Here is a 12072-nt window from a genome sequence, read left to right on the forward strand (position 1 = left end):
CGGATCTTTCGCGCGCAGGCCGGCATCCGGCGAAGCCGGCTCGGCCTTGGCGCGAAAGCGTTCTGGGAAAACCTCAGGGTGCGGCGAACACCGCGCCCGAAGGGCGAAACTTGGGCGGCCAGACCGTGACCCATTTGCCGTTCTGGACTTGCTTGATCTTGGTGTCGGCGAGCCCGCTGTTGAACTTGCCGTCGAAGCGGCGCGTCCCCAGCACGGTGTCGACCGGATTGGCCCTGAGCCATGCGGCCATGGCCTTGTCGTCGAGGCGCCCGACGGCCTTTGCCGCAGCCTCCAGGATCTGCCAGGCTGCGTACTCCGCCGCGGCCTGGTAGTCGACGTGCGGCCAGGACAGCCCTGCCGCCTTCACGCGCTCGTTGTACGAGGCGATGAACTCCGCGGCCCCCGCGTTCTGCGTGAAGGGCGCGTGGTCCTCGAACCAGGTGAGCGTGGTCAGCCCCCCCGCCTGCGGATTCGACACGGTGGGCCCCGGCGCCGGAAACAGGTGGAACTGGCGCTCGGGTTGGTAGTCGATGCGCTTCATCGCATCGAGCAGCTGGGCCGCTTCGAGGCCCACCGCGCCCGACCACAGCAGGTCCGGCCTGGCGTCCTTGATGCGCGCAGCGATGCCGCCGAAATCGCGCGTTCCGAACTCGTACTCGAGCGACAACACCACCTTCAGCCCGCGCTGGGCCGCGACCACCTGTCCGCCCTTGGCGAGATCGAGGGCCGATGGGAACTTGCTGGTGACGAAGGCGATGGTCTTCGGCGGCGTCGGGGTGCTGGCGTAGGCATCGAGCAGCACCTCGGTATCGGCCTTTCGCGGCTCCGGCCCCAGGGGGAGCGCGGGAAACTGCAGCTCGTAGGGCGCCAGGCTCGGGTCGCCCAGGCTGCTCTGGACGAACAGCTTGCCGAAGCGCTGCGCCACCCCCATCGCCGCGATGATCGAGCTGGTGCCATAGGGCCCCATCAGCAGATCGACTTTCTCCCGCGTGATCAGGCGTTCGTACAGGGTGCGCGCGTTGCCCGGCTGCGACTGGTCGTCGAGCAGCAGGAACTCCACCTTCCGGCCCAGCAATCCGCCCCGCTTGTTCAGCGAATCGACAAAGGCCTCGGCCGCGACCTTGTGGATGCCGCCCACCGGCGCGAGAGGCCCGGTGAGGGGCAGCGTGCCGCCGACGCGGATCGGCTCCGTGCTGCCGCCCGCCTGCCCGTGCGCAGGCAGTCCATGGGCCAGCATCAGCGTGCCGGCGGCGGCCAGGAGGGTTCGGCGTTGTCGTTGAAATCCAGCAATGCTCATCGTGTGTCTCCTCGAGTTTTCAGATGACCGGCTCAGGCGATGCCGGCCGTGCGTGCGGCGGCGTTCACCGGTATCCGTCCTCGAGCTCGATGCCGAGCGCGCCCATGATGCGAACGCCGGAGTTGTACCAACCGATGGTGAGGACGAGTTCCACCTGCTCGCGCTCGGACAGGAACTCGGCAACCTTGCGCCACGTGGGTTCGCTCACATCGACCTTCAGGGTGGACTCGCGCGCCAGCGCCATGACGGCGCGTTCTTCTTCGTCGAAGAGCGGCGAGCTTTCGAACTCAGGCACGGCCCGCAGCTGTTCTGCGCTGATGCCGGCCTTCAGCCCATGGGACTGGTGATGCGCGATCTCGTAGGCCGACGCGGTGCAGTGCCCGACGGTGAGGATCGCCAGTTCGCGCAGCTTCGGGCTCAGCTTGGAGCCGCGCAGCGTATTGGCATAAGAGATGAACCCGTCCAGCACCTGCGGCGCATGCGCCAGCGCGCGGAAGATGTTGGCGGTGGGCACCTTGCGCTCGCGTTCCAGCCTGTCGAAGAGGGCCGGGTCGGCCTGGGCGTCCGAACGTTGGAGATACTTGACTCGTGCCATGGCAATGACCTTCCTCGTGCTTACTTCTGGGAGGAGAGCTTCAGCGCGTAGCTCTCCAGCGTTTCGGGATTGGGTTTCTCGGCCGGTTCGATGAGGGAGGTGCCGTCGAAGCGGGTCGCCTCGAAGTACCAGCGGGCCGGTGCGGGAATCCCCCAGCGCACGTTGGTGCTCAGCGAAGCCGCCTCCCACCGCACCGGCTCGATCTCGATGTCGATGGTCTGGTAGTGGCTGTTGAACAGCTCCACGCGGTGGCCATCCGGATCGCGCAGATAGACGAACAGCATGCCGCCCGGCCCATGGCGCCCCGGTCCCCGCTCCACCGAAGTGGCGTAGCCGTAGTTGCCCGCCAGGTCACAGGCGGTGAAGATGTTGTGCGATTCCGAAACCGTGTAGGCGAAGTGGTGCAAGCGAGGCCCTTCGCCATTCACGATCGCCAGGTCGAGGCAGGTTCCCTTGCGGTACATGAAGGCGCCCAGCAGCTTGTCGCCATGGGCGATGTACTCGGAGTTTCTAAAGCCAAGCCGGCTGTAGAACTCGCAAAGCGCATAGGTGTCGGGCGCCAGCAGCTGATAGTGATCGAGGCGCTGCGCATGCGCTCCCGTGAAGCTCTCGCACTTCAGATACATCCGCGGCAGCGTCTTCATCTGGGCGCAGAGTTCGATCTTGGTGCCGATCGGATCGTCGACATGGAGCGTGCGTCCTTGGTGCGGGACGTCGACCCATTCGGCGGCGAGGCCCTCGGCCCTGAAGAACTCATACGCACTGTCGAGGTCTTCCTCGAAGAAGACGCGAAAGCCGATCCGCTTGCAGGTCTGCTCGGTGCGACACTGCACCAGCACCAGGCTGTGATGGCAGGCTTCTGCGAGGCCTCGCAGGTAGCACACGCCGTCGCTCTCTTCGGAGACCACGAGCCCGACGATGTCGACGTAGAAGTCCCGGCTCTTCGCGAGGTCCGAGACATGGAGGACGACGTGGCTGGCACGCGTGATGTTGAAAGGCGGACGAAGATTGACGGCGGGCAGCATGAGGGACCTCGCGGGTGGGTTGTTGAAGCTGGAGATGGCCGGCAGGGCTCAGCCCTGGGCCGGTCGTGTTGCCGACGTTGGCGCCGCGCGGAGCAGGCCGATCTCGGCGATCAGGTCATGGATGGCCTCGAGCGCGAAGCCCAGGCTCGCGGCATCTGACAGCCGCCCGTTCTCGATCTTTCCGTTGACGCCGGCGATGACGACCTGCGGCCTGGTGATGACGCGCGACAAGGTGCCGCCCAGCGTCTCGCGCAGTTGCGCATGCGCGCGCACGCCGCCGGTGAAGGCCGGCGAGCTGGTCATCACCAGGACCGGCTTCCCCTTCAGTGGCGATGCGAATGCCGGCCGCGATGCCCAGTCGATGGCGTTCTTCAGCACGCCCGGCATGCCGAAGTTGTACTCCGGGGAGCACATCACCACGCCATCGCTCGCATCGACCGCCGCCTTGAACTCACGCACGGCATCGGGCAGGCCGGGCCCGTCGAGGTCCTGGTTGTAGAGGGGAATGCCGTCGAGCGGCAGCAACGTCATCTCCACGCCCGCAGGCAGCGACGCCTGGAGCGTGCGGAGGATGGCGGTGTTGCTGGAAGCTTGTCGCAGGCTTCCCGAAATGCCTGCGAGCCGGATCGTGTTCATTGCGAATGACTGCCTTGTGGTGTGGCTTGCGCCGTGTGGATGAAGAGAGGGGTGGAAGCGGCGTTCATCGCCCGCGATGCTTGAACGGCAACGCTGACCATCCGCTGAATACGGCGTCGCGGCCCAGCGACTCTTCGATGCGCAGGACCTCGTTCCACTTCGCCATCCGCTCCGAGCGGGAGAAGGAACCCACCTTGAGCTGGCCGGCGTCCCAGCCGACCGAGAGATGCGCGATGGTCACGTCCTCGGTTTCGCCCGAGCGCGCCGAGACGATGGTTCCGAAGCCCGCCTGCCTGCCGGCCGCCAGCGCCGCATGGGTCTCGGTGATCGTGCCGGCCTGGTTGGGCTTGATCAGCACCGCGTTCGTGTATCCCTCTGCGGCGGAGCTTGCAACGCGAGCCGCGTTCGTCACGAGCAAGTCATCGCCGATGATTTGGCAACGGCCGCCATGGGCTGCGGTGAACCGGCGGAAGCCGTCCTGGTCATCCTCGGCGAGCGGGTCCTCGATCGACAGGATCGGGTAGGCGTCGAGCCAGCCGCCGAGCATCGCGATCATTTCGCCGGTGTCGAGGCTGCGGCCGTCCAGCGCAAGCACATAGCGCCCGTCGCGTCCGAACTCGGAGGCGGCGATGTCGAGGGAAATGCCGACCTGCTCGCCCGCGCGCAGGCCCGCATCGGCGATGGCCCGCATCAGCATGTCCAGCGCCTGCTCGTTGCTGTCGAAGGCCGGCCAGTAGCCGCCCTCGTCGGCGACCCCTTGGAGCTTGCCCGCCTTCTTCATGAGGGCGCCGGCGGCGAGGTAGATCTCGGCGGTCCATTCGAGCGCCTCGCTGAAGCTGCCGGCCGCGGGACACATCACCATGAAGTCCTGCACATCGACGCGCCGCGCCGCATGGGCGCCACCGCCGAAGATCTGTACTTCGGGCAGCGGCATGCGCACCGGCCGCCCGTCGGCGAGGTAGCGCCACAGGGGCTCCCCCGCCGACGCCGCGGCAGCCTGCAGCACCGCCATCGATGTGGCCACGATCGCGTTGCCGCCCAGCCGGCTCCTGTTCGCGGTTCCGTCGAGAGCGACCAGGCGCGTGTCGATTCCCGCCTGATCGCGTGCGTCGAGGCCTTCGAGGGAAGACGCGATCTCTCGGATCGACGAAAGTGCCTTGGTCACATCCAGGCCGCCGAAGCGCGTCCCGCCGTCGCGTAACTCGAGCGCCTCGCCGCTGCCGGTGGACGCGCCGGCGGGCGCGATGGCGCGAGCCGTGACGCCGCAGGCCAGCGCGACATCCGCCTCCACCGTCGGGCGTCCGCGCGAATCCCACACACGGCGGCCTTGCAGCCGCGTGATCCTCGTATCAGTCATGAGTTTTTCCTGTGTCGAATGGCGTGTTGCTCCGTGCCGCGCCCGAGGCGCCGATCAGCACGAAGGCGAGGGTCGCCGGCCGCTCGCTCTTGTTTCGCCATGCGTGGCGGGTGCCGTTCTGCACCACCACGTCATGGCGGCGCAGGTGCGTCGAGCGCCCCTCGTCGAGCTCGAGCCAGATCTCGCCGTCGAGCACGATGCCGTAGTCCACGGTGTCGGTGGCGTGCATGCCATCGGGCTCGAAGCGCTCTGCCAGCCCCGGGCTGATGGCGAGGTTCTCCGCGGCAGCGGCTGCGGGATCGAAGTCCGGCGCCGAGAACACGCTGTCCGGCGGGAAGGTGACGATCAGGAAGCGCGTCGCGCCCGCAGCAGGCACGAAGTCGGCAACGGCAGGCGTCGGGTCCACGCCGTCGAAGGGCAAGCCGGCCGCCGGCGCACTCGCCCACACCAGGCGCGACACCATGCCGGGGATGTGCCGGAAGGCGTCCGAACGCGGAACGGCCGAATCGAGCACCAGCGCTGACGCGCCTGCACGATCGTGGCCGGTCACGACGCGGCGGATGACGAGCGGTGCGCCTTCGCGAGTCGAGGAATCAGACGCCAAGATAAGCCTCCCGGATGCGAGGGTTGCCGAGCAGCGAGTCCGGCTTGCCCGAGCTCACGATCCGGCCCTGCTCGATGACATAGGCGTGGTGCGCCATCTCGAGCGCCTTGTGGATGTTCTGCTCGACCAGCAGCACGGCCACGCCACGCTCGTTGATGGTGCGGATGATCCGGAACATGTCGTCGACCACGGCCGGCGAGAGGCCGAGCGAGGGCTCGTCCATCAGCAGCAGGCGGGGACGCGCCATCAGCGCGCGTCCGATCGCGACCATCTGCTGCTGCCCGCCGGACATCGAGCCGGCGATCTGATGGCGCCGCTCCTTCAGGATCGGAAAGAGGGAGAACACCTTCTCGAGCGAGCCCTCGCCCGAAGCGCGCGCATCGCTGCGGTAGCTGCCGAGCTCGAGGTTCTCGAGAACGCTCATGTGGGTGAACAAGCGCCGCCCTTCCGGGACGATGGCAATGCCGTGCTCGCACACGCGATGGCCCGGGATCTTCGCGATGTCCTTGCCGTCGAGCCGGATCTCGCCCTGTCGCGCGCGCAGGATGCCTGCGATGGTGTTGATCAGCGTGCTCTTGCCCGCGCCGTTGGGGCCGACCACGGCCACCACCTGGCCGGCGGCGACCTCCAGCGTCGCATCCCAGAGCGCGGGCGCATCGCCGTAGGAGACATGGAGGTTTCGTACTTCAAGCAGCATGGGCGGTCCCCAGGTAGGCGCCCACGACGCGGGGATCCTGCATCGTTTCGCGCGGTTGTCCGAGAGCGAGCAGCGCGCCCTGGTCGAGTACCGCGATGCGGTCGGCGAGTGCCACCACGGCGCGCATCAGGTGCTCGACGAAGACGATGGTCGTGCCGCCCGCCCTGATCTTTCGAATCATCGCGATGGCCTGGTCGACTTCGGTCGGGGTCAATCCGGAAAGCACTTCGTCGAGCAGGAGCAGACGCGGCCGAGCTGCCAGTGCGCGCGCGAGCTCGACGAACTTGCGCTCATGCAGATTGAGTGCGGGCGGCAGCAGATCCGCCTTGGCCTCCAGGCCGGTGAACGCGAGCCATTGGCGGGCCAGCGCTTGCGCATCGCCCTCCCCTGCCGACTCGCGCGACCCGCCGAAGAAGGCGCACAGGCGCACGTTCTCCAGCACCGTCAGGTGGTCGAAGAGGCGCGGGATCTGATAGGTGCGCGCGATGCCGCGGCGCGCGATCTCATGCGGTGCCAGGCCGTCGAGGCGCGCGCCCGCCAGCTCGATGGAGCCGGAGGTGAGCGAGAAGTGCCCGCTGATCATGTTGATCAGCGTCGACTTGCCGGAGCCGTTCGGCCCGACGAGCGCCAGGATCTCCCCCTCGTCCACCTGCAGATGAACGCCTTGCAAGGCCCGGATGCCGCCGAAGGACTTCGCGACGCCGCGGCAGACGAGCAAGGGCCGCCCGGTCGCGGCGTGGATGGCGGGCGGCTTCATGACCACCACCTTGGCCGGCTCCTGCGCAGCTGCGGACTCAGGCGCAGACGCAGGCACCGCGTCCTTGCGGCGGCCCCATCGCGCGAGCAGGCTGGGAGCGATCCCCTGCGGCAGGAGCAGGATCACGACCACGAGTGCGAGCGCAACGCCTGCACGGCCGATCTCGGCATGGCCCCCTCCGACGAAGAGGCTCAAGGCCACGGTAATGAGGGTGGCGCCGATGGCCGGCCCCGCCCAATGGCGGGCACCGCCGAGGATGCTCATGAGCACGACGTACAGCGGCACGGTGATCGAGAAGGTCTCCCCCACCGTCACGTAGCCGAGGTAGCCCGCCTGGATCGCCCCCGCCGCGCCGGCGATCGCCGAGGAGATGGCGAAGGCGACGAGCTTGTAGTGCAAGGTGGGCACGCCCTTGACCTCCGCCACGTCCTCGTCGTCGTGGATCGCGAGCAGGCCCGCCCCCAGGCGCGATCGGAGGATGCGGCGCGACACGGCGAGCGCGGCGAGCGCGAGCGCGAGTCCCAGCAGGTAGATGGCGCCCGGCACCGTCGTGCCGAACTGCGGGATGGCCACATTGCTCAGGTACACACCGCCACCCCCGTCGAGCGGCGTGTTGGAGATGATGGCCGCCAGCACGTAGGTCACCGACAGCGTCAGCAGCGCGAAGAACTCGGCGCGCAGGCTCTTGATGCGGAACACGACGAGGCCGATGCCGAGGGCCAGCGCGGCCGCGATCGCCGCCGCCGCCGGAACGGTCAGCAGAAAGGGCACGCCCCACTTACCGGCCAGCGTGGCCGCCGTGTAGACCCCGGCACCGAAGAATGCCGCGTGGCCGAAGCTCCAGTAGCCCGAATAGCCGCTCAGGATGCCCCAGCTGGTGGCCAGCGCGATCCAGAAGAAGACGACATAGAGGTACGACAGGTAGAAGTCGGCGACGCCTGCGTAGGGAAGTGCAATCAGCCCGGCCACCGCCGCCACGGTCGCCGCACGGGCACGTTGTAGTGTCAGAGCCATCTGGGCTTCCACAGAAGAAGGACGATCAGGATCGAGAAAGCGACCAGCGGCGCCCAGGCGGGATTGACCGCCGCCATGGTGATCGACTCGGAGACGCCGATCAGCACGCCGGCAGCCAGGGCGCCCAGCGGCCTGGCGAGCCCGCCGATGATCACGACCGCGAAGACGACGCCGATCCAGGCCTCGATCTGCGAGGGCGCGAGCGTCGAGGTCAGCGCAATGAACACGCCGGCAACGCCGGCCAGGGCGGCGCACAGGCCGGCCAGGAGGTACGACAGGCGCGTGGCATTGATGCCGAAGGCGGCCGCGATGGCCCCGTCGTGGGCGGCTGCGCGCAGTGCCTTGCCGAGCAAGGTCCGGTTCAGCCCTGCCCACGCGGCAATTGCAAGAAGCGCCGCGCAAGCGAAGGCGGCGAGTTCCAGCACCGGCACGAAGACGGTCCCGATCTGCAGGGACAGCTGGGCGTAGCCGGATTCGAACTTGCGATAGTCCGCGGACCAGATCCACTGGATCAGGGACTCGATCAGGATGGTGATCCCGAACGTGACCAGCATCGACGCGAACTCGTCGACCTTGAAGCGCACGAAGAGCGCGTGCAAGGCCATGCCGGCCACGAAGAACGCAGGCACCACCACGAGCGCCGAAAACCACGGCGCGATGCCGAACTGCGTGCCCAGCTGGTAGGTGAGATAGGCGCCCAGGAAGGCCAGGGCGAAATGGCTGAGGTTCACCAGGCGCAGCAGGCCCCAGCTCAGGCTGAGCCCGAGGGCGAGCAAGCCGTAAATGCCACCGAGCAACAAGCCGCCGATGGCCGATTGAGCGAGCAAGGTGAGGCTCATGGCGCGCGCAGGTCCGGCTCGCGGCCCCGCCCGGGTGATCGGTGTTGTTCGACTTTGCGCATGGTTCGATGTCTCCTTATGTTGTGCTAACGTTGGCATTGATTCTGCAAACGCACGAGCACGTTGTCAACGCCTTTTTTCATACCATCCTATGAATGGAGTCCTCGTTGACAGTCGGCGACTTGGAGGCTAACGTTCGCATCAACTCACCACCTCAACGGAAGAAAACGGAACTCCCCCATGCACATCGCCAGGTACGCGTTGGACGACTGCGTCCACTACGGAATCGTCGAGGACGAGACGACGATCGCTCGACTGGAGGGCTCGCCGCTCGACGGGATCAAGCGCAGCGGCGCCATCGATGCGCCGGCGGCCGTGCGCCTTCTCGCTCCCATCGAGCAGCCGCGCGTGTTCGGGCTCGGCTACAACTACGTCGCGCATTCCAAGGAGGCCGGCAAGGCCGTTCCGCAGCTGCCGGTGCTCTTCATGAAGCCGAGCACGAGCGTCATCGGCCCGGAAGCGTCGATCGTCTACCCGGACGACGGGCAGAACATCCACTTCGAGGGCGAGCTCACCGTCGTCATCGGCAAGCGGGCTCGCCACGTGTCCGAAGCGAATGCGCTGGACCATGTGTTCGGCTATACCTGCGGCAACGACGTGAGCGACCGGGTGCTGCAGCGTCGCGAAAGCGAGTTCGGCTGCCTGCTTGCGGGCAAGGGCTACGACACCTTCGCGCCGATGGGGCCGGTGATCGCCACCCGGCTCGACCCTTCCAGGCTCGGCATCGTCACGCGCGTCAACGGCGCCGTGCGCCAGAACGGCACCACCTCGAACCTTCTCTTCTCCGTGCCCGCGATCATTTCCTATCTCAGCCGGTACATGACCCTGCTGCCGGGCGACATGATCATGACCGGCACTCCCGCGGGCGTCGGCCCGATCCAGGTGGGCGACACCATCGAAGTCGAGATCGAGGGCATCGGCATCCTGCGCAACGATGTCGTGGCGGAGGATCGCAGCAGCGCAACAAGCGGATCGTGAGCGGCCGGTCCCGAGGCCGGCCGGAAAGCGGGTCGGCCTCTTCATCGCCATTGCCCCGCGGCAAAGGATGACTCAGCGCACCTGGTCCGCGATCCAGCGCAGGATGAAGTCGGCCACTTCCAGGTTGTTCCTGTCCTGCATCATCATGTGCGAGTTGCCCTTGAGGCCCACATCGGGAAGCCGCACCAGGGACGCCCTGCCCCCGTCGACGCGGTTGATCCGCTCGACCACGGCCTTGCGCGCCTCGTAGCGGGGCCGGCCCGTGAACACGGGAGCGTCCAGATGGTCCCCGAACAGTTCCAGCACGGGGACACCCCGATAGGCCGCGATCTGCGCGTCGGTGGGTGCAACCGACTGCGCGCCCTCGATGTTGACGACGGCCTTGACCAGCGCGGGACGCAGACCGACCAGGGCATCGGCAAAGGGCCCCGCCAGCGAGTGCACGACGATGATCGCGGGGCCGATGTCGTCCAGCAGGGCCGCGAGCGCCTGCGGGGCCGTGCCCATGCCGCCGCCGTCGAGCATGGCCTCGGCGAAGGGCACGCCCTGTGAAGCGAATCTCGGGAATGCCTCGACGGGAAACTGCGTGTCGGGAAACGCGGTGCCGTGGGAAGGCCCGAAGCGGAAGAGAGGCCAGGCGAGTTCGGCCGTCACCATCAACACGCTGGCGGGCAAGCCGGAAGCGCTCTCCGCCGCCTTGGCCCCGTTGATGGCGGTCGCGTCGAAACCGGAGCGCCCGCGCCCGGGTGTGTCGACCACGTAGACGGCATGCCCCTTGCGCGCGAGGTAGGTGGCCCAGCCCTCTCGTCCGTCGGGCGTGGTCTCGTAGCTCATGCCGGTCAACCCGCCGCCGTGCACCAGCACGATCGGGATGGCGCTGGTCCTGTTGGCCGGAATGCGGTAGTGCACGTACATCTGGTTGACCGTCACCATCCCCGGCTTGACCGGGCCGGCCGGCGAGACGCCCGGATGCTTCGAAGTGGCGGGCTTCCCGTTGACGAAGAACATGCCTTCGTCGGCGAGGTTCAGGGCTCCGCCGATCGAGGCGGCGGCGGCCCCGATGCACCCGCATCCGAGCACGAGCGCGCAAGCGGCGGCGGCGATCTTTCCGTACGTGTGAAGCATGAAGAGTCTCCGTCGTGTTCTGATGACGCACGAATTAGAGGCCCTCGGTTGGGGCGTGTCCAACGAGGAAAGCAAATGAATTCATTGGCTCGGCTCATCGACGAGCCGCCATGGCCGTCCGCGATGGCCTACGGCTTTCAATCGCCCAGCATGCCGGTCATGCGGCGTTGAAGGTCCGCAAAGTTCGCGCGTACTGCATCCGCCAACGCAGGCAACAAGGGATTCGGATCCGCCTTTCGCCTCAGAAGAACCAGCACCTCGTCTGCGGCTGGTCCTCGCAGGCTCAGGAATTTCGTTCCCGCAGCGCCGAGCAACGCGCACGAAGACGGCACCAATGCCACGCCGAGGCCCGCACCGACCAGGTCGAGCACGCCGTGCACCGTGCTCGCTTCGTAGCGGATGCGCGGGCTGAAGCCGGCCTTGGCGCACAGGTAGATCGACTGATCGAAGTACGCGGGCCCCCGGTGCCGCGTGAAGGCGACGAAGTCGTGGTCCGCGAAGTTGCGCAGTTCGACCGGGTTGCCGGCACGCCGTGCCTGCTGCGGCGTCAGCGCAAGGCAAAAAGGATCGGGCATCTGCGCCGCGACCGTCAGGCGCGGATGGTGCGGCTTGCTGCGTGCGATCCCTGCATCGAGATGCCCCGCGGCCACGGCTTCCGCCTGCTCGCTGCTGATCATCTCGCGCAGGTCGATATGCAGCGCCGGATGCTCCTTCCTGAGATGCCGCACGAGCTTCGGCAGCACCGTGCTGCTGGCCGAGGGCACGAAGCCGAGCGCCAGGTGGCCGCTGCTGGCGCTTCCCGTCACGGACTCCTTCATGCGCGCCGCACGGTCGAGCAGATAGCGCGCTTCCGGCAGCAAGGACTCGCCCGCCGTCGTCAGGCGTACGCCCTTGGGGTGCCGCACGAAGAGCACGGTTCCCATTTCCTCTTCGAGCTGCCGGATCTGCACCGACAGCGGCGGCTGCGCGATGAACAACTTTTCCGCGGCCCGGCTCAGGTTGCCGGTTTCGGCCACGGCCACGAAGTAGCGCAGGTGCCTGAGTTCCATGCTCATGAAATCTCCATATTCGACAGGTATGGAATCCAT

12 protein-coding genes are annotated in these 12072 nt (G+C 67.4%); 1 reads left to right on the forward strand and 11 read right to left on the reverse strand.

Annotated features, from left to right (window positions below):
• Positions 1–73 precede the first annotated feature (73 nt).
• The 9 genes from GXN78_RS23035 to GXN78_RS23075 form a co-directional block, all read right to left on the reverse strand.
• Entirely contained in the window at positions 74–1297 is a 1224-nt protein-coding gene (locus tag GXN78_RS23035; protein WP_204162271.1) for an amino acid ABC transporter substrate-binding protein, read from the reverse strand.
• A 64-nt stretch (positions 1298–1361) separates the two neighbouring features.
• Positions 1362–1892: a carboxymuconolactone decarboxylase family protein gene (locus tag GXN78_RS23040; RefSeq protein ID WP_106557612.1), complete on the reverse strand. Its 531-nt coding sequence runs from the start codon at positions 1890–1892 to the stop codon at positions 1362–1364.
• Positions 1893–1912: 20 nt separating this feature from the next.
• A complete protein-coding gene (locus GXN78_RS23045) occupies positions 1913–2917 on the reverse strand; it encodes a VOC family protein (RefSeq protein ID WP_106557611.1) in 1005 nt (334 codons plus the stop codon).
• A gap of 48 nt (positions 2918–2965) precedes the next feature.
• Positions 2966–3553: an NADPH-dependent FMN reductase gene (locus GXN78_RS23050; protein WP_106557610.1), complete on the reverse strand. Its 588-nt coding sequence runs from the start codon at positions 3551–3553 to the stop codon at positions 2966–2968.
• Positions 3554–3617: 64 nt separating this feature from the next.
• On the reverse strand, positions 3618–4910 hold the full coding sequence (gene eno, locus GXN78_RS23055) for a phosphopyruvate hydratase (RefSeq protein WP_106557609.1): 1293 nt from the start codon (positions 4908–4910) through the stop codon (positions 3618–3620).
• A complete protein-coding gene (locus GXN78_RS23060) occupies positions 4903–5514 on the reverse strand; it encodes a cupin domain-containing protein (protein WP_106557608.1) in 612 nt (203 codons plus the stop codon). Before GXN78_RS23060 ends, eno begins: the two co-directional genes overlap by 8 nt.
• Positions 5504–6211, reverse strand: a complete 708-nt coding sequence (locus tag GXN78_RS23065) for an ABC transporter ATP-binding protein (protein WP_106557607.1) — start codon at positions 6209–6211, stop codon at positions 5504–5506. The genes GXN78_RS23060 and GXN78_RS23065 overlap by 11 nt, the downstream gene beginning before the upstream one ends.
• Positions 6201–7982 (reverse strand): ATP-binding cassette domain-containing protein, encoded by a 1782-nt coding sequence (locus GXN78_RS23070; protein WP_106557606.1) that lies wholly within the window; start codon positions 7980–7982, stop codon positions 6201–6203. The genes GXN78_RS23065 and GXN78_RS23070 overlap by 11 nt, the downstream gene beginning before the upstream one ends.
• Positions 7973–8821, reverse strand: coding sequence for a branched-chain amino acid ABC transporter permease (locus tag GXN78_RS23075; protein WP_106557605.1), 849 nt, complete (start codon positions 8819–8821; stop codon positions 7973–7975). Before GXN78_RS23075 ends, GXN78_RS23070 begins: the two co-directional genes overlap by 10 nt.
• A gap of 240 nt (positions 8822–9061) precedes the next feature.
• Here GXN78_RS23075 and GXN78_RS23080 point away from each other — a divergent pair, with 240 nt between their 5' ends.
• Positions 9062–9859, forward strand: coding sequence for a fumarylacetoacetate hydrolase family protein (locus tag GXN78_RS23080; RefSeq protein ID WP_106557604.1), 798 nt, complete (start codon positions 9062–9064; stop codon positions 9857–9859).
• Between the two features lie 72 nt (positions 9860–9931).
• Here GXN78_RS23080 and GXN78_RS23085 read toward each other — a convergent pair whose 3' ends face one another.
• Positions 9932–10984: a lysophospholipase gene (locus tag GXN78_RS23085; RefSeq protein WP_106557603.1), complete on the reverse strand. Its 1053-nt coding sequence runs from the start codon at positions 10982–10984 to the stop codon at positions 9932–9934.
• A 137-nt stretch (positions 10985–11121) separates the two neighbouring features.
• Positions 11122–12039: a LysR family transcriptional regulator gene (locus GXN78_RS23090; RefSeq protein WP_164255674.1), complete on the reverse strand. Its 918-nt coding sequence runs from the start codon at positions 12037–12039 to the stop codon at positions 11122–11124.
• Positions 12040–12072: the final 33 nt, after the last annotated feature.

It is taken from the genome of Variovorax sp. WS11 (genome assembly GCF_010499245.1).
GTDB lineage: Bacteria > Pseudomonadota > Gammaproteobacteria > Burkholderiales > Burkholderiaceae_C > Variovorax.